Here is a 21434-nt window from a genome sequence, read left to right as displayed (position 1 = left end):
TTTAAATAGTTGATTATTAATCAGATAATAATAATTTTCGGAAAAGGGCAAAAAAATTTTTTTATTCAAAAAAAAAGTTGCATTTTTGCCCAATGATTTTACCCCTCATTTTTAAAACGCAAATATATAAAATTTCTTATAACTAATGAATACCGATGTACGGAATATTTGGGAAAATTGTTTGTCCTTTATAAAGGATAACATATCCAAGGATGTATTTGATGTTTGGTTTAAGCCCATAGAGCCTGTGGAGCTGACCGATGATAATACCTTGGTGATTATGGTGCCTAGCATGTTCTTCATGGAATGGCTGGAGGATCATTATATCAACCTAATTTGGAGTGCCTTAACTAAGGAGTTAGGCTCTCGCCCTAAGCTCATCTATAATATTAAGATGGAGAACAATCCTAATAAGACTGAGCAGGCAACAGAGCAACTCCCAAGCTCCAACCGTAAGGCAACTAGTATGGAGGTATTGGGGTACAAACAAAAACCTCAACAAGCATATAACCCTTATATAGTACCAGGGCTGGTAGAGATAGAGGAAGTAAAAGTGGATTCTCAGTTGAATCCAAATAAGAACTTTGATACCTTTATTGAGGGAGAAAGTAACCGCTTGGCACGCTCAGCTGGTAAGGCCATTACTGAAAGACCTGGAGGTACTTCCTTCAATCCGCTGTTTATATTCGGAGGAGTAGGGCTTGGGAAAACCCACTTGGCTCATGCCATTGGCAATGAGATCCAAGAGAAGCATCCTAAAAAGAAAATTTTATATATTGAGGCTGAGGATTTTACCAAACAATATGCAGTAGCTGCAAAAAATAACAACCGTACCGACTTTATTCATTTTTACCAACAGATAGATGTTCTTATCATAGATAACGTACAGTTCTTTGCTTCCAAACAAGGAACTCAGGATGTTTTCTTCCAAATATTTAACCACTTACATCAGAATGGAAAGCAGCTGATCTTGACTTCTGATAAGGCACCTGTGGATATACAGGATGTGGAACAGCGCCTACTCTCTCGCTTTAAGTGGGGACTATCAGCAGAACTACAAGCCCCTGACTACCAGATGCGCAGACGTATCCTCAAGGCAATTCTCTACCGCGATGGAGTGGAAATGACCGATGAGATAGTGGATTATATAGCCCAGAATGTAAAGACCAATATCCGAGAATTGGAAGGGGTCAATACCTCCTTGGTAGCAGAAGCGCTCTTCAACAAGAAGGAAATTACCCTTGATTTGGCTAAGAAAGCAGTAGATAAGATTGTAAAGAATATCAAGAAGGAAGTAACTGTGGAGTATATCCAAGAGATTGTTTCAGAATACTTCCAGCTCACAGTAGAGGAATTGCAATCCAAGACTAGAAAGAGACATGTAGTGCAGGCACGCCAACTGGCTATGTTCTTTGCTAAAAAATATACTAAACTCTCTTTGGCCAACATAGGAAAACTCATAGGGAAGCGTGATCATGCCACAGTACTTCACGCCTGTAAGACGGTAGATAATCTTAATGAGACCGATAAGCAGTTTAGAAAGTTCTTCACTGATCTGACGACAAAGATAAATAACCGATAAATAAAAAAGCTATCCAAATCAAGGATAGCTTTTTTATTTTATTGAGTTAGGATTATTTAGCGGGAGGATATACCCAAGTACTTAATCCTTTGCCCTTTATCTCAGGCATATAACTTTCAGCTTGTGAGCGAGAACTGAAACTTTTGTAGGCAACTAAGTAATAACCTTTTTCGTTTTGTCCTACCATAGTGGCACTACTATATCCATCTCTTTTAAGTTGCTTGATGCGATTGCGAGCATTGGCTTCGGAACTGAAAGCTCCTGCAATCAAGAAAAAGTTTCCGCTAGAGGCCTTTGTACCTGTATCTCTAGTCGTGCTACTGCCACTGCTTGTATTGTTTGAAGTGCTTGCTGTATTTTGTTTTTCAGCTTCTTTGGCAGCCTTTTCAGCTTCTTTAGCAGCGAGAGCGGCTTGTTTTTCAGCCTCTTTAGCTGCAAGAGCAGCTTCTTTTTCAGCTCGTTTCTTCTCTTCGTTGCGTTTTTTTACCAAAGCAGGGTCTTTGGTAACTTGTATAGCAGTAGCTGTTAGCTGTACATCAGGGACATAGGTAGCTTTAGCTACTTCTTCATTGACAAGTTCCTCTACCTTGGCAGGATCAGCTTGTACTTCCACTACAGTAGGATTTTCTTGGTTATTGAGGAAGGAATAGATAGCAAACCCAATAGCTGAAAGGCCTACAATAGCCACTGCCGCATATTTTATAGGAAGTGGCATTTTGGGTTTAGGTTTGCCAGCTGCCGCTTCTTCAGGGGTCACACTGGGGTTTTCAACCAACCCAGGCTTGTTATTCTGGTCATTACCATATATAGGATTGGCGATCTCTACCCCTGTCTCATTCTTGTTGATTTCTTTAGCAGCCACATTGGACATGCCAAAAGAATCAGTAAGGTAGTTTTCTTTTGACAAAGAAGTGAAAATCACATTGTTATCAGTTCCTTTAGTGAATTTTCCTATATTGGCAAGTCTTATTTCCTTTCCTAGACTAAGATCTTGTTTCCAAGTGGTAACTACGGACTTGATATATCCTTGAGCCTCCTCATATGAGGAGCGCTCCACTTCAGAAATATGCTTGGCAAGCAATCCATCATTATAGGTAAGGCGAGCATTGAACGTCAATTCTTTTTGTGGAGGGGAAAAAGATTTGTCAGCGGCCAATTCTGCTGCTTTCCTGTTGGAAACGAAAGCTCCAAACTCAGGAATGATCACACACTGGTGCTTGAATAACAAATCCTCTATATAAGTATCTAAATTTTTCATATGTCAATATTATAAAGTCATAGATTTTTTCGGCACAAAAGTACACATTTTTCATTATACATAAAAGAAAAAAAGAGTACTTGTTAATAAAAAAAATGTTTTTCTACCAAATTTGGGTTTAATTAGTATTTTTTAAGGACTCAGGCGCTCTATTTTCCAATCATAATCTTCTTGTAGTGTATACCGGATACGGTCATGGAGTCGGTTAGGGCGTCCTTGCCAAAACTCTAAAGAGACAGGGCGTACGAGAAAACCTCCCCAATGAGCAGGCCGCTGTAGGGGCTTGCCTTCCATTTCTTGCTCTAGCGCAGAGAGTTGTTCCTGTAGGTACTCCCTTGAGGGTACCACTTGGCTCTGCTCAGATACTATAGAACCCAACTGGCTACCACGAGGACGTGATTGGAAATAACCATCGGAGAGATTGGCCGCGAGCTTCTCAGCGGTTCCTTTGATGATGATTTGTCGTTCCAATGCAGGCCAAAAGAAGGATAGACAGATATTTGGGTGGACTTCTATGGCTTTTCCTTTCTCACTATTATAATTGGTATAGAAGATAAAGCCCTCATCGGTAAATTTCTTAAGTAGTACCACTCGAGTTTTTGGGAAGCCGTCTAGTCCAATGGTGGCTACAGACATAGCATTAGGCTCTTGTACCGTACCTGATTGTTGTGCTTGTAGAAACCATTGTTGAAATTGTTCCATAGGATTCTCTCTGAGGTCTTTTTCCAAGAGTGCTCCTAAGGAATAGACAAGCCTTAAATCACTTAAATCTTTTTCCATAGTTATTTTTTTAATGTAGTTGGGTGCTTTAGTCCATTAAAGCTAATAATTTCACCTACCAAAGACCCTACCCTAAGGCTAGCCTTTATCTTGACGGGAATCTTATTTTGGTCATCACTAATCCATAGCGTGAGACTTTCTTGTTCTTTAAATACACGCCCATCTTGAACTAAGGGTCTGAAAATGAGTGTATTAATATCTCCTAGTGGTGTATTTACTTTTTCTCGTCCTAAGAACTTGAGTCGAAATCGGTATACTTCATCATCATCGAAAATCATATCCATGCTCACTTCATCATTCTTATTCAGGGAGTTCATCTTAGGATTATTACGCAGGTAGTATAGAGTAGAGATAACATCTTTTATATCAGGTTGTATAGGCATATTTTTCTCTTCATTATTCTCCAAATTCTTGATACGTAGGTTGTTAGTGTCAAAATTGAAAAAGAAATTCAGTTTCTTGGTATAGCCTCCCTCATATATATCACGATTAAAAAAGTAGGGTTTCCCTGTATTTTTGTCAAAATAGCTTTCATAAGTGTCATCAACCTTGAAAAATAATTTGGCTAATCCTGTGGTCTCTCCTTTCCCTAAAGCGTGATAGACTGTTTTACCCTCATATACCTTATTTTTCAATAGGAGAGAGGCATAGCTTGCATTGAAAACGCCATAACGCACACGAAACTTTAGATATTCCCCATCTTGAAAAGCACTGTCATTCTGTGAAAAACAAGGGGAAAATACTAAAAAAGAGGCAAGGAGCAAAAATTTTTTTATCATATAAATTTATTTAGTTCTAAAAGCGCAACAAATATAGTGTATTTTTTTAATGATGATACCCAATAAAACGCAAAATTATATGTATTCTCTTTATAGAATACTTTAATAATCTGATTTACAATGATTTATCATTCTATTTTTATCTGTAAAAATTTTCAAAAAGTCTATTTATAATCTTCGAGTACAAAAAGAATGCCATTTTTTGGATAAGTAATTTTTTTCTACAAAATTGGCAAATAGTGAAAAAAGATGTATTTTTGCAGAAAATTTAACCGATATGAACAAAATCTTATTTTTTATGATAGCATTCTCTCTTGTAAGTTGTGGAGGGAGAGATATTTATAATGATCTGAAACAACAGAACTTGCACGGAGAGATAAAGCAAGTGCGTATGACTTCTTATTCGGTAATTGAGAAATTTAACCAAGTGGAAAAGAAAGCCAGAACCTCCGAGCGAGAGAATACCCTTACGGTATTTAACAACAAGGGAAACCAAGTAGAAAAGACCTTTTTCTCTCCTACCGACAAGGCTATGCGTCACTATGAATATAGATATGATACCAAAGGGAATCGCGCTTTGGTCAATGAGTTTAAGGAAGGCGGCGCACTTAAAACAAGGTATATCTATACTCAGGATTCTGAGAGTAATGAAGTAGAAATTAATAGTTATAGTGGCCAAGGGGTGTTTCTTCAAAAAGAAATACGCTCTTACAATGACAAACAATTACTCCTTGAGGAAGAAACCTATAATAAAAAGGGAGAATTGGAACAAAAACAAATAAATGCTTACAATGACCAAGACCTATGTATAGAAACTAATATCTATGATGCTGAAGGCCAACTGAAATATAAGTATTCTTTTGTCTATGATGATAAGGGAAATATGGTAGAGCGGAAAAAATATGACAAAAATGGTAAGACTATTGCCAATCATACCTATGTATATACCCTTGATGATAAAAATAACTGGACAGAGCGTATAGAATACCTTAATGGTAAGGCAATTTATCTAACCGATAGGGAAATAACCTATGGAGAAGGCCCCAAAGAGCTAAGGGAACCAATCTCGGAGATGGATACAGCCCCAGAGAGTAATACGAATGCAGATAACATAGGTGTGAAGAATGATTGGACAGCCCAAGAGCTTAAAGGAAACATCAAGACGCTGAGAGTAAAGACTTACGATGCTAAAAATCGTAAGCAGAAGGACAATAAACAAAATACCTTATCTGTATTTACTCAAAAGGGATATCTTACTAAAATTGTGTATTATAACAAAGATAATATTTATTCCTATGAAAAGAAATTTACCTATAAATATGATGAGAAGGGTAACAGAACCGAAGGAAAGATGTATTTTAATGATGGAGATTATCTCTTAACAACTTATGATGACAAAGGAGTTATTACAGGAGGTCATCTGTATCAAAATAAAACACAATTTGAATTAAAAGTGGTTTATAATGACGACGGAGATCTGATAGAATATTACTTACAAGACACAGAAATCTTTTACAAGTATGATAAAAATCATAATTTGGTAGAGGAGAATCATAAAAAAGGTAAAGAAAACTGGGATATACTTTATAGCAGAGCCAAAAATGGTAACGTAACAGAAGAACAAATATATCGCAAGGGTATTTTAGATGAAAAATATACATTCGTCTATACCTTCGACGAAAAAGGAAACTGGGTAGAACGAACACAATATATAAATAGAAACCCTGTAGAGATAACAGAACGGGTGATAGAGTATTATTAGAGAAAAAGATAAAAAACAAGATGAAAGTAACGGATCATATAGCAAAAGCTAAAGGGAAAACATTATTTTCCTTTGAAATAGTCCCGCCTAAGAAGGGAAATAATATAGAGGAACTGTACAAGAATATAGAGCCTCTCTTGGAGTTTAAGCCTCCTTTTATTGATGTAACAACTTCCCGTGAAGAGTATCTCTACAAAGAACATCCCAATGGATTGTTGGAGAAAAAACTCATTCGTATGCGCCCTGGTACAGTGGGTATCTGCTCGGCTATACAACATAAGTATAATATAGATACAGTACCTCATGTACTCTGTGGAGGTTTTACCAAGGAAGAAACAGAAGATCTGCTAGTGGATTGTTTCTATTTGGGAATAGACAACATCATGGCACTCAGGGGCGATGCTATGAAGGAGGAGAGGTATTTTCGTCCTACCAAAAATGGGAATGTATATGCCCTTGACCTTGTAAAACAAATCGATAATTTGCGCAAAGGAGTCTATCTACATGATACTTTGGAAACCAATATAGGTATGGATTTCTGTATAGGAGTGGCTGGCTATCCTGAAAAGCATATAGAAGCCCCTTCCAAAACATTTGATTTGGAAAAACTCAAAGAAAAAGTGGATAATGGAGCCGACTATGTAGTTACTCAGATGTTCTTTGACAACAAAAAGTATTTTGAGTTTGTAGCTAAGGCACGCGAAATGGGAATCCATGTACCTATTATTCCAGGGATTAAACCAGTTAGTGTCAAAAAGCATCTCAATATACTCCCTCAGGCTTTTTTCTTAGACTTTCCAGAGGAGTTGGTTAAGGAAATAGAAAAGTGTAAGAACAATGAGGCCGTTAAGCAGGTCGGGATAGAGTGGGCGATTGCCCAAAGTATAGAGCTGAAGAAGGCAGGCGTACCTTCGCTCCATTACTATTCCATGGGGAAATCCGAGAATATTATTCAAATCATTTCGCAAGTTTTTTAAACAGAAGAGATTGAATTAAAATTAAAAAAAATTTAGAATATCATTTGTTTATAAAAAATAAAATCTTTATCTTTGCCCTCAAAAAAGAAAGAATATGCCAAGAATTGTAGAAAAATACCTAGAGTATATTGTGGCGATAGTTATCGGCCTGATTACCAGAAACATATGGGTCGGTATAGCTGTTCTATGTTTGGGATTATTACTCCGCCTAACTTTATTTAAGAGAAGCAGAAGCAATCAAGTAAATCTAAGACAAGCAGGTGCTATAGAAGGAGGATACAATCCTTCGGACTTTGAGTTGAACTTGCTTGCACTCTGTGCCTTAGTGATCAAGGCAGATGGTACAGGACCTACTCAAAAGGAGTTGGACTATGTACGTTATAAGTTTGTCTCTCTCTACGGAAAGGACAAGGCAAACGATATATTTCGTACTTTCAACCAAATCAAACAGAATGAGGTGCCGATCACTCGTATCTGCTTATATATGCGTGCTCGCACCAACTATGAGGCACGTCTTTCTATTATACACTTCTTGTTTGATATTGCTAGCCTTGATGGCCGTATCAAGGAGGCAGAACTTGCTTTGATAGAGCGTATTAATAAAAATCTTAATATAGATCAGTCCGATTTTGAGAGTGTCAAGGCGATGTTCCGCCAAGAAAAAGACGATGATTACACCATCCTTGGGGTAAGTAAAGATGCTTCTGAAGCTGAAATTAAAAAGGCTTATCGCGATATGGTTAAGAAATATCACCCAGACCGTATTGACACCAATGATGTGGCGATCCGTAAAGGAGCTGAAGAGAAATTCAAACGTATACAAGAGGCTTATGAAAGCATTCAAAAACAAAGAGGGTTCTAAACCCTCTTTATTTTATCTTAAGCAAATCCTTAGGATACTGTTTTGTATGGGTGTTTTCCTATTGTTACACCTCTATGTAGTAGAGGTATATTACAATAGGTTATTGTTTTTCTCCTTGGAATCATTCTATATCTTCCATTCTTTGTGTGCTATAGGGGTATGTGGCTTGCTATTACTCCCTATAGGAGGGAATATGTATATAGGCTATCGCTTTATAGTGCTCACCTTTTTGCAGATGCTGGCTTGCTTAGCATTCCTGCTTCCTCCACTGCTTTCCCAGCCCAAGGTAGGGGAGTGGGAGATCCTCTCTTTTATGTTTGCTTTCTTTGTAGCACTTTTCTGGGAAGTATATTTTGCTATTTTGCTACTTAGACGAGAAGAAAAGTAAAAAAAAAAATTTCTATAATAAAAAAAGTTTTTATACCTTTGCAAAGTGATTTAAAATTCGTAAATTTGCACTCTAGAAAAGTATAAATAAGCATACTAAATTCATTCTTGATAATGAAAAAAATAGATAAAAAAACGTATTTACAATGGTACGAAGAAATGCTCTTTTGGAGAAAGTTTGAAGACAAATTGGCTTCTGCTTATATCCAACAAAAAGTAAGAGGATTTTTACATTTGTACAATGGACAAGAGGCAATTGTGGCAGGTTGTATGCACGTAATTGACCCTAAGAAAGACAAAATGATTACTGCCTATCGTAATCACGTGCATCCTATCGCTTTAGGGGTAGATCCACGTAGAATTATGGCAGAGCTTTTTGGAAAAGGAACAGGAACTTCACATGGATTGGGAGGTTCCATGCACATTTTCTCAAAAGAACATAACTTCTTCGGAGGTCATGGAATTGTAGGAGGACAAATCGCCCTAGGTGCTGGCTTGGCTTTTGCTGAGAAGTACAATGAGACAGGGGGAGTTGTCCTTACTTTTATGGGAGATGGAGCTACGCGTCAGGGAACCCTTCATGAGACTTTTAACATGGCTATGAACTGGAAACTTCCAGTGATATTCATCTGTGAGAATAACCACTATGCTATGGGTACTTCTGTGGAGAGAACCGCTAACCATCCTGATATTTGGAAATTAGGTTTAGGTTATGAAATGCCTTGTGAACCTGTAGATGGTATGAACCCTGTTTCAGTAGCTGAAAAGGTATACGAAGCTGTAGAACGCGCTCGTCGTGGAGAAGGCCCAACTTTCTTGGATATTCGTACCTATCGTTACAGAGGACACTCTATGTCTGATGCTCAACATTATCGTACTAAAGAGGAAGTGGAAGAATATAAGAAGATAGACCCTATCACTCAAGTTCTTGACGTAATCAAAGAAAAGAAATATGCTACTGATGCTGAAATAGAAGCCATAGACGAACGCGTAAAGAACTTGGTAGCAGAGTGCGAAAAATTCGCTAATGAATCTCCATTCCCTGAAAAGAATGTAATGTATGATGTAGTATACGAACAAGAAAATTATCCTTTTTTACCTCATAAATTATAAAACAAAATGGCAGAAATAGTAAATATGCCGCGATTAAGCGACACCATGGAAGAAGGAGTCGTAGCAAAATGGCTCAAAAAAGTAGGAGACACTGTAAAGGAAGGTGATATTCTCGCTGAGATAGAAACCGACAAGGCGACTATGGAATTTGAATCTTTCTATTCAGGTACCTTATTATACATTGGTCTAAAAGAAGGAGAAACCGCTCCCGTGGATACCCTTTTGGCTATCATTGGTGAGAAAGGTGAAGATATTTCAGCACTTATAGGTGGTGGTGCAGCTGCTGCGCCTGCCGCTGCTGCTCCAGCTGCTGCTGAGACACCTGCCGCTGCTGCTACAAGTGCACCCGCTGCTGCTATGCCTGAAGGCGTACAGATCGTTACCATGCCACGCCTAAGTGATACTATGACCGAGGGGACTGTAGCCTCTTGGCTTAAGAAAGTAGGTGATACAGTAAAAGAAGGAGATATCTTAGCCGAAATAGAAACAGATAAAGCCACAATGGAGTTTGAATCATTCTATGCTGGTACTTTATTGTATATAGGTATCAAAGAAGGGGAATCAGCTCCAATTGACTCATTATTGGCTATTATAGGCCCTGCAGGTACCGATGTAAATGCTGTACTTGCCGCTGCTAAAGGTGGTAGTGCCCCTGCAACCGCTGCTGCTCCTGCTAAGGCAGAAGCTCCTGCGGCTGCTGCCCCTGCTGCTCCAGCTGCAACCACTACCGACGGACGTGTATTTGCTTCTCCTTTGGCTAAGAAAATAGCTCAGGATAAGGGTATCAACCTATCTGAAGTAAAAGGAAGTGGAGAAAATGGCCGTATCGTACGCAAAGATGTAGAAGGATTCACTCCATCAGCTAAGCCTGCTGCCGCTGCCTCTACTGAGAAAGCTGCTGCTCCTGTAGCTTATGTTCCTGTAGGAGAAGAAGTTACTGAAGAAGTGAAGAACTCACAAATGCGTAAGACAATCGCTAAGCGCCTTTCTGAATCTAAGTTTACAGCACCTCACTATTACCTTACCATTGAGGTAGATATGGAAAATGCGATGGCCTCACGTAGCCAAATCAATAACTTGCCAGATACTAAGGTGTCTTTCAACGATATGGTAGTGAAGGCTTGTGCTATGGCTCTTAGAAAACATCCACAAGTGAATACTTCTTGGAAAGGAGATGTTACTGTGTATAACAAGCATGTACATATAGGAGTAGCTGTGGCTATTGAGGACGGATTGGTAGTACCTGTACTTAAGTTCGCTGACAACTTGAGTCTCTCTCAGATAGGTGTATTAGTGAAAGATTTGGCTGGAAAAGCACGTAACAAGAAGCTAACACCTGCTGAAATGGACGGAAGCACCTTTACAGTTTCTAATTTGGGTATGTTCGGAGTAGAACAATTTACTTCTATCATTAACCAACCTAACTCTGCTATTCTTTCTGTAGGGGCTATCGTAGAGAAACCTGTTGTAAAGGATGGACAGATTGTAGTGGGACACACTATGAAGCTTTGCCTTGCTTGCGATCACCGTACTATAGATGGGGCTACAGGTGCACAATTCTTGCAAACCTTGAAGGCTTACATAGAAAACCCTGTTACTATGTTGGCATAGTATGAACCGTATGTAACGCAATTATATATATTTATTGAGAAAGAGGCATAATCCCACATGCCTCTTTTCTTTTACTATGCAATAAATTTGTTTAATACGAAAAAATATCGTAATATTGTACTCTTTATAAGGAATAAATTATGTATGCTATATGTCATTTGAGTATAGTACCGATGCGAGATGAAGCCTCTCATAAGAGCGAACAGATTTCTCAGTTATTATACGGAGAATTGTGCTTTATAATGAAAGAAGAAGACGGCTGGTGTTATGTACGTACTGATTTTGATAACTATGAAGGTTGGATAGATGCCAAACAATTATCTCCCATAAGCGAAGCTACTTACCAGGAAACCAAGAAAGTGCTCCCTCGTTATGCTTCAGATATGGTGGATTATGTGCAGATTAGTGATAAAGAATATGATCTCTTACCCATTTGTATAGGGGCTACCGTGAGCAATGCCCCCTTTATGGGACATCTCTTCTCTGGAGAAGTGCAGAGAAAGGTGTTGCGTAAGAATGTAGTAGAGATAGCGCTGAGATACCTCAATACGCCTTATTCATGGGGCGGGAAATCTCCTTTTGGAATTGATAGTCCAGCATTGGTACAAATGGTCTATAAGCTTATGGGAATCACTCTTCCTCGAGAGGTGGTTTCCCAGTATGAAATTATTGAAAGTGGTGATGTGGCTACTTTGGAAGATGCCGAAGTAGGGGACTTGCTTTTCTTTAATGATAACATGGGGCGTATCATTCATGTGGGACTTCTGATCCAATCGGGCTATATCATTCATGCTTATGGGAAGGTACGTGTAGATCGTATTACCCCAGAGGGAATTTTTGACGAAGATATTCAAGAAATCACACATAATCTCTATGCTATCAAGCGAATTTTGGATGATGATGAGAAAAAAATAAGGTAAAATGACCATAAAATTACTCGTAGTAGGAAAAACAGATGTGTCCCTTTTAGAAAAAATAATTGAAGACTATAAGAAAAGAATACGATTTTATATAAAATTTGAAATAGAGACGATTCCTGATTTGAAAAACACCAAAAACATCTCACAAGAAGAACAAAAAAACAAAGAAGGTGTCTTGCTGCTTAAGCAAATAGCAGACAATGACTTCTTAGTGCTTTTGGATGAGCGAGGAAAGGAATATACCTCTGTAGAGTTTTCTGCGCAGTTACAGAAAATTATGAATACGGGGGTTAAGCAGTGTGTCTTTGTCATAGGAGGGCCTTATGGTTTTTCTCAACAGGTGTATCAGAGAGCTAACAATATGTGTTCGCTCTCTAGGATGACATTCTCTCACCAGATAGTACGCTTATTTTTTGTAGAACAACTCTATAGGGCTTTTACTATTCTTAATAACGAACCTTATCATCACCAATAAATGTATAGCAAAGAGGAAGCAGCTAAGCTCAGACAAGATTTTTGGGTGTCTTTTGGGAAATCTTTCCCTCATAAGTGGATTTTGTATAGGACGAAGGTGAAACCTATCCAATTCAAATTCTATTTTGATAATAAAAAGGCGATGGTATGTATGGATATAGAGGGAGATCAGCAGGAAATAGAAAAATATTACAATAAATTCCTATCCTTAAAATCCATATTGGCAGAGTTCCTACCTGAAATTCTATTTGAAGAGCACTATTACTTGGAGAATGGTAAGGAAATAGCACGTATTTGGGTAGAGAAGCAAGGGGTATGTATCTATAATAAGGATACTTGGCAACAAGCTATGGTGTTCTTAAATGAAAAGATGCAACAAGTAGAATGTTTTTGGCAAGAGTATGAGGACTTTTTCATGGACGATTTTTAACCTTAATAGGGGTTATATTTTAAGAAAAACAATTTTTTCAAGTCAAGAAAAATAATTACTTTTGCAAAAATTTAAAATGAATGTTACTCATAGGAATAACAGGAGGAACGGGCTGTGGTAAGACAACAGTAGTCAATCAGATTGTCCAAGAAATACCACCAGGAGAGGTGAGTGTCATCTCACAAGATGCTTATTATAGGGATTTGTCACACCTTACTTTTGAAGAGAGAACCAAGGTGAACTTTGATCACCCTAAGTCCTTGGATTTTGATTTGCTCAGGGAGCATCTCTCCCTGCTTAAGCAAGGAAAAACAATTATGCAACCCACTTATTCCTTTGTAGAACACAACAGAATGCCACAGGTGATACCTATAGCTCCTTGTAAGGTGATTATAGTGGAGGGAATTTTAATATTTTCTCATCCAGATCTGAGAGATTTGTTTGATATTAAGATATTTGTACATGCCGATTCCGATGAGCGTCTTATTCGCCGTATCAAAAGAGATACCACCGAGCGCGGAAGGGATATACAGGAGGTGCTCAACCGATACCAGACTACTCTTAAACCAATGCACCAGCAGTTTATAGAGCCCACCAAGGAATATGCCGATATCATTATTCCCAATAACCGACATAACAAGGTAGCTATTGATATTGTCAAGACCATTGTCCATAACAGAATCCAATAATAATGATAGATCTTCAGGCCTATATCAAGAAATATGCTTACTTCATTGGCATCGCTGCTTTTGGAATATGGATGCTTTTCTTTGACTCCAATTCTTTGCTTTCCCAAAGAAAGCTGAATAAGGAAATAGAATCCCTTAAGCGTCAAAAGGAGTTTCTCCAAAAGGAAATAGCCAAAGACAGGGAGGCCATCAAGGAAATTAATACCCCTGAAGGTAGAGAGAAATTTGGACGTGAGCACTATTATTTTAAGAGAGAAAACGAAGATATTTTTATCATAGAATATGATACTATAAAATAAATACAATACTGTAAAAATAATTATTATACCTAAAAATATAGAACATATGTATGAAAATGAAGGAGAAAACAATGAGATTTTCTCAAAAGCTCTAAGAGCAGGTAGGCGAACTTATTTCTTTGATATACGCGGCACCAAGGCCGGTGATTATTATTTGACGATAACAGAGAGCAAAAAGTTCACACATGATGATGGTTCATCCCATTATCAGAAACATAAGATTTATCTTTACAAGGAAGATTTTAATGCCTTTAGAGAAATCTTGGACGAGATGACTTCTTATGTTTTTGAAGAAAAGGGAGAGGAAGTAATCTCTGAAAAACATCAGAAGGATTTCAAGAAAACATTCTCTTCTCATAAGGAACAAGAGGCGTCATCATCATTCACTATTGATGACTTTGAAGATATTAAATAGTGATATTTAATTCAAAATGGTTAGAGGCTATCCCCGCGGGATAGCCTCTAACTTTATCTAAAAGGGGAAGAGAATAGGCAGTACCAAAATCATTACAATTCCCATAAGTATCTGTAAGGGAAGCCCTACTTTTACATAATCCATGAAGGTATAACGCCCTGCCGACATCACCAAGGCATTGGGAGGTGTAGAGAAAGGGGAGGCAAAGCACATACTAGCACCTACCGATACGGCAATGAGCAAGGGCAATGGATTGATTCCCATACTAGTGGCTGCACTCATAGCTATAGGGGCAATCAGAATAGCTGTAGCGGTATTACTGATGAACATGGTAAGTAGCGAAGTGGTAAAGTAGATACTTGCCAAAAGAATATAAGGACTATAGCCGCCCAGCTTGCCTACAAGCATCTCGGATACCCATGCCGAAGCCCCCGTTTTCTCTAAGGCTAAGGCCATAGGGAGCATAGCGGCAATCAGGACAACACTTTCCCAATTGATAGTCTTATAAGCAGCCTCCACATTGGGCAGTGCTCCAGAGAAGACCATGAGCAAGGAGGCTACCAAAACAGCTGTTACAGGCTGTATAGGAATAAAATCAAACATCATACTCACTACCATAAGTAGCATAATGATCCCCGCTATAGGTGCTTTATACGTTAGGGTTACCTTGGAGGCCTCCTTCAGGGGTTGTCCCAATACAATCAGGTGTCTATGTTGGTCATTGAGCCTTGCGATGTCCTTCCAAGAACCCTGTACCAAGAGTATATCTCCCGAATGAATACGTTGGTCTTTCAGGTTTTTCAGGATATAGGTTTCATTGCGCTGCATACCCAAGATATTGAGAGAGAATTGTTCCCTGAACTTTGATTTCTTGATAGGCAGATTCACCAGGCGTGAAGTGGAGGTGATCAGCACCTCGGCAATCCCATGCTTTTGGGAGTTCATTAGCTCTTCTTGAGAGGTAAATTTGTCTTCTATCAGGCTCAAGGACTTCTCCCAAGCCATGGCCTCTATCTTGCGAATATCTCCTTGTACAAAGAGGATATCTCCTTCATGGAGAATTGTATTGGCTTGTGCCAATTCGCGATTAGGATTTTGAAAAATAGAGCTGTTAAGGCTTGGTTTGCGCAAGATTTCGGTTACATGTACTTCATATTTGTCCGCTATATGGCTTTCCAAGAGGGTTTTTCCTATAAAAGGAGCATTTTTTCCTACCATCACCAAGTGGATATCTTTGGAGAGTTGGTATTCGTCCATAAGGTCAGAAAGAGATTTGCCGTCTTTCTTGCTTTCTTGATGAGGGTCAGTCTTGTTTAGAAAGCGTTTGCTTACAGGAATAAGGTATAACAGTCCCACAGCAAGTGCTACCAGTCCCACAGGGGTAAAGGAGAAGAAGGTCAGGGAAGGGAAACCATGCTTTATTAGTTCTTCATTAATAATAAGGTTGGGAGGTGTCCCGATAAGGGTCATCATTCCCCCTAAGCTACTGGCAAAAGCTAGCGGCATGAGTAGGCGAGAAGAGTTGATATTCGCACTCATGGCCATACTCACTACAATGGGAAGCATCAGAGCAACCGTTCCTGTATTGCTCACAAAGGCACCAATGAAGGAGGTGGCCAATATAACTAGCACAAAGAGCTTCAGCTCACTCTTGCCAGCGAGCTTCAGTAGCTTGTTGCTAATCATTTTAGCCAAACCTGTTTGGAAGATAGCCCCTCCCACTACGAAAAGCCCTATCATCATCACCACTACCGAATTAGAAAAGCCCGATAAGGCTTCCTCTGGCGATAGGATACCAAAGAGTACCAGTAGGAGCAGGGAGGAAAGCGCTACCAAGTCCGAACGGATCTTTCCCATCATAAAGAAGGCGGAGGCAATCACAAGGATAGCCAAGGTAATGTACATAGTCATAAGCAAGGGATTAGGTTAGATAAGCGCTTGCATCTCCTCTATAAAGCGATGTGCTAGCGCATCGGCTTCTTTTTGGCTTTTTGCCTCAGTATAGATACGGATAATGGGTTCTGTATTGGATTTTCTCAAGTGTACCCAGCTATCGGCAAAATCTATTTTAAGACCATCAATAGTGGTGGTCTGTTCATGAGCATATTTCTGTTCCATTGCCTTGAGGATTTGGTCAGGATTGATTTGCTCTGTCAGTTGTATCTTGTTCTTACTCATAAAGTAAGCAGGATAACTCTCTCTGAGTTGCTGTACACTGCCTTCTCTCTCTGCCAAAAGGGATAGGAATAAAGCAACTCCTACCAAGGCATCTCGCCCATAGTGTAGCTCAGGGTAAATAATTCCTCCATTGCCTTCACCGCCGATAATAGCTTCTACGCGTTTCATCTCGGTAACGACATTCACTTCTCCTACTGCTGCTGCTGAGTAGCTAACGCCATGCTTTTGAGCAATATCGCGCAAGGCACGAGAGGAAGAAAGGTTGGAGACAACGTTGCCCTTAGCTTTGCCTAATACATAATCAGCACAAGCCACTAAGGTATATTCTTCACCAAACATCTCTCCTTTGTCAGTAATAAAGGCCAAGCGGTCTACATCAGGATCTACCACAATACCGAAATCAGCTTTTTCTTCTACGACTCTTTTGCAAATATCACCCAAATGTTCCTTTAGTGGTTCGGGGTTGTGTGGGAAGTGTCCATTAGGCTCACAATAGAGTTTGACAACCTCTACACCCAATCGTTCCAAGAGTCTCGGGATAGCTATCCCCCCAGTGGAGTTGACTGCATCTACTACTACTCGGAATTTCTTTTTCTGGATAGCTTCAGGAGTAACTAAAGGGAGGGCAAGTACCTTTTCTATATGAAGGTCAATATACTGGTCATCATGGGTGAGCTTACCTAAGTGATCTACTGTAGCAAAGGAAAAATCATTCTCTTGAGCGATTTTCAAAATAGCCTTACCATCTTGGTCAGAGACAAATTCTCCTTTGTTATTGAGGAGTTTTAAGGCATTCCATTCCTTAGGGTTATGGCTGGCGGTAAGGATAATGCCTCCGTCGGCCTTTTCCATAGGAACAGCTACTTCCACGGTAGGGGTAGTACTAAGGCCTATATTAACTACATCAATCCCTAAGCCAATAAGAGTGTATTGCACTAAATTTTGGATCATCTCGCCAGAGATGCGAGCATCCCGCCCGATGACTACTTTGACGTGTTCTTTGCCACTTTGTCCTTTGAGCCAATAGCCATAAGCAGCGGCAAACTTGACCGCATCAATAGGGGTAAGGTTCTCATCTACCTTGCCTCCTATGGTACCACGAATACCTGAAATAGATTTGATTAATGACATATATCTTTGTATTTATTTTGTTATTTTAGATTGATATCTTTTAGATAAGCTATCTATATATTTTTCTTGTTGCTTATATATTTGAGTATCTGTATCTTTGGTTATCAGATAAGTTTTTCCTTTGCTCCATTTCCCATTGGTTAGTAGAAAAGTTTCTTCATAGTATGGGTAAGTAGGATTGTAAGAACTATCCAAGTAAGGGGTATAATCTAAATAGTAGGGGTTAGTCAGAAAGACAACAGCGCAAAAGTGCTTTTTGATTTCTTCGAGGGATAGGGACTCGATTCTATTCTCTAAAGCCTTGATATATCCTTCTTTCTGAAGTTCTTTCTCCCAAGCAAGATGGGTGTCAAAGGCAGATGTTCGTGGAATTAAGATGACATTTGCCATCCCTAATTGCTGAATTTGACTCCAACAGCCATAATCAGGAATTTGATAATATCCTTCTCTCCACGAGAAATGATCACATTTTAGGAGTTGATACAAATTCTCCTCTACCTCTGGAGTAAGGGTGGTTCTGGGAAAGGGGTTTTCTATTTCATCTAAGACATTTACATATCGGTATCGGTAAGTGTCTTCATTCCAGTATATTAGAAATCCTGACTTCTCAGGTAGTATCAGATTGATAATATCTTTTCCATTTCTCCTGCCTTTTTCTATATAGCATTCAATTCCTTCTGGTTGCTCATAGATGACAGAGTGATTATGCTCTTTATAACTATCTAACTGATAGATGATAAAAGGATCTTCTACCTTGGTCTCATAGCTGTGGAAGATTGCTAAAAAGGGGGTATTGTCAGGGTATGTTATGTCTCCTACTCCCTTGTAATCAATCATAAGAGCGACATCTTGCTGACCGTCAGTATTAAAATCTCCATAACAAATGATGGGACACCCTCTTTCTTGATGAATTTGGTAATATTCCCAAAATTCTTTAGAAAACCGTTTTTCTATGTCAATAGGAGTAAAAGTATCTTGGTTGGCTTCTATATAAGAGGCAATATTTTTAGGAATTTTACACAGAGATTGGAGGGTATCTTCTACAGGGGGAGGAACTGTCTCCTTTGATAATTGGGGTGGTGCTTGTTTTCTGGGACAAGCGATTAAGAGTAATAGAAATGGGAAAAATAAAAATTTTTTCATAGGTTTATTTTTATGGAAAAAATTACTAAAATCCTTTGGATTTCTTTAGATGGTAGTAAATAAAAGTGAATATCCCATAGAATATAAGAAAAATGGGATAAGTGAAAGCTATAAGAAAAACATATCCTTGATCACTTGGACGACCTAAAACCCAGTCAATAAAAGGGATTGCAGCAAAAAGTCCTACATAGAAAAGCATGGGAGCTAAGAATACACCTAACCATAAGCCCCATTTGCTTTTTTTTCTGATAGTATAAATGTGCAGCCCTGCGGCAACTAAAAAGAGAATAGCTCCAAAGCCTAAAGGATTTATTGTAAGGACGATACGACCAAACCAAGAAGGTTTAGGAGAAAATCGCCAATAGTAGTTACCATAGGTAATATCCTTGATCTTTCCCTTAAAAAGTTGGTCACTTACTGTATATTCCTCTTTTTCCATAGAGGATTGCTCAAATTCTAATTCCTTTGGAAAGTGGATTTCAATCTCTATCTCAGGGAAAGTTTTCCAAAATTTGGAAGGATATAAATTGTATTCAAACCGGTAAGGGGGAAGAAACCCATAACGGAAAGTAGTAGGGAAAGCACTATAGCTAACCTCTATCACATTCTCTCCTGTCTTAAGAGGCGCTGTAAAGTAGATAAGATCTGAGGGGGTTACCTCTTCTTCTTCTTTTCCATCATAGGAAATATAGTACTTAGTATAAGTATTGTATCGGGTAGGAGTACCATCAGAATATTGTAGGGTGTCAATGATTTCTTCTTTTCTCAGAAAAGGATAGTCCTGTTCTTGGTCAATAGAGTTTGAGGAGATAGCTTGTCCATTTACAAAAACTTGCTGGTCATTCAGATAGTTGGAAGCCATAAAGAGCAGTGGCATAGACTGTTCTTTAGGGGAGGAGATATGATATTTTGCCCTAAAGCGGATGATATAATCATTAAAGGAGTTCTTATCATCTTTGATGATTTCCGCAAGAATCTTCTCATGGGTTACGCTGCAATCATTGGTAAGAATAAGACAAGTATGAGAAGTCCCATCTGTATATGGTTTTGCCATATTGGCTTTACTTACCCAAGAGCAAGCAAACAATAACAACAAAAGAAGATGTCTGTTCATTATAATGGAATATTTCTTATCAAGGGACAAATATACGAAAAAGATATAAATAATTGACTAATAATCAAGGAAGAATTTTTTTGAGTAAAAGTTTCATTTGTCTTAAATTATTTCGTACATTTGCTCTTCTATTAAGAACAAATAGTAATAAGCTGTTATATGGACAAACATCATATACTACTCATCATTCACCTAATCAGTGCAACTGTTTGGGTAGGAGGGCATTTGGTCTTGCTCTTGGGCTTTTTGCCAAAGGCGCTTAAGCATAAGAATTTTGACTTTATCTCTCGTTTTGAGAAGACTTATGAGCCTATAGGAATGCCCTCATTGCTCCTTTTGGTCATTACAGGTATTTTTATGGCCTATGACCTGAATGCACCACTATCTTCTTGGTTTTCCTTTGCTACAGGAGTGGAGACAGTGGTATCACTGAAAATTATTGGGCTACTCACGACCATTTGCTTTGCCATCAGTGCCCAAACAAGGGTACTTCCAAAACTCGCCAAGGGACAAATCCAGAAGCTCCCCGAAATGGCGGTACACATCCTATGTGTTACTCTGATTGCGGTAACCTTGCTTATTTTGGGCAGTACTATTCGCAATGGTGGTTTTTTATTCTAAAGGAAATGGAGACATTCAAGAACTACCTATCTTTGGAGAAGAAGTATTCTCCCCACACCATAACAGCCTACCTTGCTGATATGGAGGAGTTTGCTGCTTACCTTAAGGAAAAAGATGCTACTGTGGAACTCTCCCAAGTGAATTATCCCTTGATTCGTTCTTGGATTATACACTTGGTGGAGAGTGGTATTACCAATAGATCTATCAATCGGAAAATAGCTTCTTTGAAGGCTTATTATGCTTTTTTGGTACGCTCCTTAGTTATCAGTAGTAGTCCCTTTTTGCAGCATATTCCGCTGAAAACGCAGAAGAAAGTGTCTATTCCCTTCTCTCAGAAGGAGATAGAGACGGTACTCTCTCAGGCAGAAGAGGGCGGGGACTACCCCCAAGTACGCAATAAGACAATTATAGAGTTGTTTTACGCTACAGGCATGCGTCGGGCGGAACTTATAGAACTGAAAATAAGTGATATAGACTTCTCTCAGCAGACGATAAAGGTATTGGGGAAGCGCAGTAAAGAGCGTATCATTCCCTTAATCCCTTCGGTTAGGGTGTGTTTGGAACAATATTTGTCTATGCGTAAGGAATTAGATACTAACGAATTATATTTATTTTTGACAGATAGTGGTAAAAAAATGTACCCAAAACTTGTGTATAATATAATAAATTCGTATTTTAGCAGTGCCACAACAAAGCAGAAGAAAAGCCCGCATGTGCTGCGGCACTCCTTTGCTACGCACCTCTTGGACAATGGGGCTGACCTTAATGCTGTAAAAGAACTCTTAGGCCATGCAGGGCTGGCGGCTACACAGGTCTATACTCATAGTAGTATAGCAGAGCTAAAAAAACAATACAACAATGCGCATCCGAGGATGACAAACAAATAGTACTAATTTTAAATTTTTCAGA

The 21434-nt window shown here is 38.9% G+C and carries 22 protein-coding genes; 15 read left to right on the top strand and 7 right to left on the bottom strand.

The features are described from left to right. The first annotated feature begins 145 nt into the window (after positions 1-145). On the top strand, positions 146-1582 hold the full coding sequence (gene dnaA / locus HMPREF1154_RS05025; protein ID WP_009641524.1) for a chromosomal replication initiator protein DnaA: 1437 nt from the start codon (positions 146-148) through the stop codon (positions 1580-1582). 52 nt (positions 1583-1634) lie between these two features. On the opposite strand, the gene HMPREF1154_RS05020 is transcribed toward dnaA, so the two are convergent. The 3 genes from HMPREF1154_RS05020 to HMPREF1154_RS05010 all read right to left on the bottom strand — a co-directional run bounded on the left by HMPREF1154_RS05020 (position 1635) and on the right by HMPREF1154_RS05010 (position 4399). Continuing rightward, positions 1635-2840, bottom strand: coding sequence for an HU domain-containing protein (locus HMPREF1154_RS05020; protein ID WP_009641519.1), 1206 nt, complete (start codon positions 2838-2840; stop codon positions 1635-1637). Positions 2841-2972: 132 nt separating this feature from the next. Next, entirely contained in the window at positions 2973-3620 is a 648-nt protein-coding gene (pdxH, locus tag HMPREF1154_RS05015; RefSeq protein WP_009641395.1) for a pyridoxamine 5'-phosphate oxidase, read from the bottom strand. A gap of 2 nt (positions 3621-3622) precedes the next feature. Continuing rightward, on the bottom strand, positions 3623-4399 hold the full coding sequence (locus tag HMPREF1154_RS05010; RefSeq protein ID WP_009641375.1) for a DUF3108 domain-containing protein: 777 nt from the start codon (positions 4397-4399) through the stop codon (positions 3623-3625). A gap of 298 nt (positions 4400-4697) precedes the next feature. Here HMPREF1154_RS05010 and HMPREF1154_RS05005 point away from each other — a divergent pair, with 298 nt between their 5' ends. The 12 genes from HMPREF1154_RS05005 (at position 4698) to HMPREF1154_RS04950 (ending at position 14338) form a co-directional block, all read left to right on the top strand. After that, complete coding sequence (locus HMPREF1154_RS05005; protein ID WP_232211973.1) at positions 4698-6161, top strand: sugar-binding protein; 1464 nt, start codon at positions 4698-4700, stop codon at positions 6159-6161. A 20-nt stretch (positions 6162-6181) separates the two neighbouring features. Continuing rightward, complete coding sequence (gene metF, locus HMPREF1154_RS05000) at positions 6182-7138, top strand: methylenetetrahydrofolate reductase [NAD(P)H] (protein WP_009641476.1); 957 nt, start codon at positions 6182-6184, stop codon at positions 7136-7138. Between the two features lie 94 nt (positions 7139-7232). Beyond that, complete coding sequence (locus HMPREF1154_RS04995) at positions 7233-8000, top strand: tellurite resistance TerB family protein (protein ID WP_034566943.1); 768 nt, start codon at positions 7233-7235, stop codon at positions 7998-8000. Further along, complete coding sequence (locus HMPREF1154_RS04990) at positions 7969-8388, top strand: hypothetical protein (RefSeq protein ID WP_232211972.1); 420 nt, start codon at positions 7969-7971, stop codon at positions 8386-8388. The genes HMPREF1154_RS04995 and HMPREF1154_RS04990 overlap by 32 nt, the downstream gene beginning before the upstream one ends. Before the next feature lie 113 nt (positions 8389-8501). Then, positions 8502-9500, top strand: a complete 999-nt coding sequence (gene pdhA, locus HMPREF1154_RS04985) for a pyruvate dehydrogenase (acetyl-transferring) E1 component subunit alpha (RefSeq protein ID WP_009641390.1) — start codon at positions 8502-8504, stop codon at positions 9498-9500. A gap of 6 nt (positions 9501-9506) precedes the next feature. Beyond that, positions 9507-11111, top strand: coding sequence for a 2-oxo acid dehydrogenase subunit E2 (locus HMPREF1154_RS04980; RefSeq protein ID WP_009641492.1), 1605 nt, complete (start codon positions 9507-9509; stop codon positions 11109-11111). Between the two features lie 140 nt (positions 11112-11251). Beyond that, complete coding sequence (locus HMPREF1154_RS04975) at positions 11252-12031, top strand: C40 family peptidase (protein ID WP_016419452.1); 780 nt, start codon at positions 11252-11254, stop codon at positions 12029-12031. Between the two features lies 1 nt (position 12032). Beyond that, on the top strand, positions 12033-12506 hold the full coding sequence (gene rlmH / locus HMPREF1154_RS04970) for a 23S rRNA (pseudouridine(1915)-N(3))-methyltransferase RlmH (protein ID WP_009641455.1): 474 nt from the start codon (positions 12033-12035) through the stop codon (positions 12504-12506). Then, a complete protein-coding gene (locus HMPREF1154_RS04965) occupies positions 12507-12935 on the top strand; it encodes a DUF4268 domain-containing protein (RefSeq protein WP_009641424.1) in 429 nt (142 codons plus the stop codon). It begins immediately after the preceding gene. Positions 12936-13015: 80 nt separating this feature from the next. Next, the gene (udk, locus tag HMPREF1154_RS04960) at positions 13016-13624 is read left to right on the top strand and encodes a uridine kinase (RefSeq protein WP_009641529.1); all 609 of its coding nucleotides are present in this window, start codon (positions 13016-13018) and stop codon (positions 13622-13624) included. A gap of 2 nt (positions 13625-13626) precedes the next feature. Further along, positions 13627-13923: an FtsB family cell division protein gene (locus HMPREF1154_RS04955; protein WP_009641486.1), complete on the top strand. Its 297-nt coding sequence runs from the start codon at positions 13627-13629 to the stop codon at positions 13921-13923. 46 nt (positions 13924-13969) lie between these two features. Continuing rightward, positions 13970-14338 (top strand): PUR family DNA/RNA-binding protein, encoded by a 369-nt coding sequence (locus HMPREF1154_RS04950; protein ID WP_009641406.1) that lies wholly within the window; start codon positions 13970-13972, stop codon positions 14336-14338. 57 nt (positions 14339-14395) lie between these two features. On the opposite strand, the gene HMPREF1154_RS04945 is transcribed toward HMPREF1154_RS04950, so the two are convergent. From HMPREF1154_RS04945 to HMPREF1154_RS04930, 4 genes are read right to left on the bottom strand one after another with little or no spacing between them, the layout of a single operon-like run. After that, complete coding sequence (locus tag HMPREF1154_RS04945; protein ID WP_009641508.1) at positions 14396-16243, bottom strand: SLC13 family permease; 1848 nt, start codon at positions 16241-16243, stop codon at positions 14396-14398. A gap of 21 nt (positions 16244-16264) precedes the next feature. Next, positions 16265-17647: a phosphoglucosamine mutase gene (glmM, locus tag HMPREF1154_RS04940; protein WP_009641397.1), complete on the bottom strand. Its 1383-nt coding sequence runs from the start codon at positions 17645-17647 to the stop codon at positions 16265-16267. A 12-nt stretch (positions 17648-17659) separates the two neighbouring features. Then, positions 17660-18790, bottom strand: a complete 1131-nt coding sequence (locus HMPREF1154_RS04935; RefSeq protein ID WP_009641522.1) for a hypothetical protein — start codon at positions 18788-18790, stop codon at positions 17660-17662. Positions 18791-18815: 25 nt separating this feature from the next. Beyond that, positions 18816-19844 (bottom strand): hypothetical protein, encoded by a 1029-nt coding sequence (locus HMPREF1154_RS04930; RefSeq protein ID WP_232211971.1) that lies wholly within the window; start codon positions 19842-19844, stop codon positions 18816-18818. 219 nt (positions 19845-20063) lie between these two features. On the opposite strand from HMPREF1154_RS04930, the gene HMPREF1154_RS04925 reads away from it, so the two are divergent. Both HMPREF1154_RS04925 and HMPREF1154_RS04920 read left to right on the top strand, forming a co-directional pair. Next, on the top strand, positions 20064-20525 hold the full coding sequence (locus HMPREF1154_RS04925) for a hypothetical protein (RefSeq protein WP_009641516.1): 462 nt from the start codon (positions 20064-20066) through the stop codon (positions 20523-20525). Positions 20526-20530: 5 nt separating this feature from the next. After that, a complete protein-coding gene (locus HMPREF1154_RS04920; RefSeq protein ID WP_009641457.1) occupies positions 20531-21412 on the top strand; it encodes a tyrosine-type recombinase/integrase in 882 nt (293 codons plus the stop codon). The last annotated feature ends 22 nt before the right edge of the window (positions 21413-21434 follow it).

Origin of the sequence: Capnocytophaga sp. CM59 (assembly GCF_000293175.1) — a bacterium.
Taxonomy (GTDB): Bacteria; Bacteroidota; Bacteroidia; order Flavobacteriales; family Flavobacteriaceae; genus Capnocytophaga; species Capnocytophaga granulosa.
Note: the sequence above shows the minus strand (reverse complement) of the source record. Positions and strands in the feature narration are given on the sequence as shown.

What these genes read in the sequence shown, in the direction of transcription:
- dnaA (WP_009641524.1), top strand. Translation starts at nt 146, where the DNA reads ATGAATACCGATGTACGGAATATTTGGGAAAATTGTTTGTCCTTTATA.
- HMPREF1154_RS05020 (WP_009641519.1), bottom strand. Translation starts at nt 2,840, where the DNA reads ATGAAAAATTTAGATACTTATATAGAGGATTTGTTATTCAAGCACCAG.
- pdxH (WP_009641395.1), bottom strand. Translation starts at nt 3,620, where the DNA reads ATGGAAAAAGATTTAAGTGATTTAAGGCTTGTCTATTCCTTAGGAGCA.
- HMPREF1154_RS05010 (WP_009641375.1), bottom strand. Translation starts at nt 4,399, where the DNA reads ATGATAAAAAAATTTTTGCTCCTTGCCTCTTTTTTAGTATTTTCCCCT.
- HMPREF1154_RS05005 (WP_232211973.1), top strand. Translation starts at nt 4,698, where the DNA reads ATGATAGCATTCTCTCTTGTAAGTTGTGGAGGGAGAGATATTTATAAT.
- metF (WP_009641476.1), top strand. Translation starts at nt 6,182, where the DNA reads ATGAAAGTAACGGATCATATAGCAAAAGCTAAAGGGAAAACATTATTT.
- HMPREF1154_RS04995 (WP_034566943.1), top strand. Translation starts at nt 7,233, where the DNA reads ATGCCAAGAATTGTAGAAAAATACCTAGAGTATATTGTGGCGATAGTT.
- HMPREF1154_RS04990 (WP_232211972.1), top strand. Translation starts at nt 7,969, where the DNA reads ATGAAAGCATTCAAAAACAAAGAGGGTTCTAAACCCTCTTTATTTTAT.
- pdhA (WP_009641390.1), top strand. Translation starts at nt 8,502, where the DNA reads ATGAAAAAAATAGATAAAAAAACGTATTTACAATGGTACGAAGAAATG.
- HMPREF1154_RS04980 (WP_009641492.1), top strand. Translation starts at nt 9,507, where the DNA reads ATGGCAGAAATAGTAAATATGCCGCGATTAAGCGACACCATGGAAGAA.
- HMPREF1154_RS04975 (WP_016419452.1), top strand. Translation starts at nt 11,252, where the DNA reads ATGTATGCTATATGTCATTTGAGTATAGTACCGATGCGAGATGAAGCC.
- rlmH (WP_009641455.1), top strand. Translation starts at nt 12,033, where the DNA reads ATGACCATAAAATTACTCGTAGTAGGAAAAACAGATGTGTCCCTTTTA.
- HMPREF1154_RS04965 (WP_009641424.1), top strand. Translation starts at nt 12,507, where the DNA reads ATGTATAGCAAAGAGGAAGCAGCTAAGCTCAGACAAGATTTTTGGGTG.
- udk (WP_009641529.1), top strand. Translation starts at nt 13,016, where the DNA reads ATGTTACTCATAGGAATAACAGGAGGAACGGGCTGTGGTAAGACAACA.
- HMPREF1154_RS04955 (WP_009641486.1), top strand. Translation starts at nt 13,627, where the DNA reads ATGATAGATCTTCAGGCCTATATCAAGAAATATGCTTACTTCATTGGC.
- HMPREF1154_RS04950 (WP_009641406.1), top strand. Translation starts at nt 13,970, where the DNA reads ATGTATGAAAATGAAGGAGAAAACAATGAGATTTTCTCAAAAGCTCTA.
- HMPREF1154_RS04945 (WP_009641508.1), bottom strand. Translation starts at nt 16,243, where the DNA reads ATGTACATTACCTTGGCTATCCTTGTGATTGCCTCCGCCTTCTTTATG.
- glmM (WP_009641397.1), bottom strand. Translation starts at nt 17,647, where the DNA reads ATGTCATTAATCAAATCTATTTCAGGTATTCGTGGTACCATAGGAGGC.
- HMPREF1154_RS04935 (WP_009641522.1), bottom strand. Translation starts at nt 18,790, where the DNA reads ATGAAAAAATTTTTATTTTTCCCATTTCTATTACTCTTAATCGCTTGT.
- HMPREF1154_RS04930 (WP_232211971.1), bottom strand. Translation starts at nt 19,844, where the DNA reads ATGGCAAAACCATATACAGATGGGACTTCTCATACTTGTCTTATTCTT.
- HMPREF1154_RS04925 (WP_009641516.1), top strand. Translation starts at nt 20,064, where the DNA reads ATGGACAAACATCATATACTACTCATCATTCACCTAATCAGTGCAACT.
- HMPREF1154_RS04920 (WP_009641457.1), top strand. Translation starts at nt 20,531, where the DNA reads ATGGAGACATTCAAGAACTACCTATCTTTGGAGAAGAAGTATTCTCCC.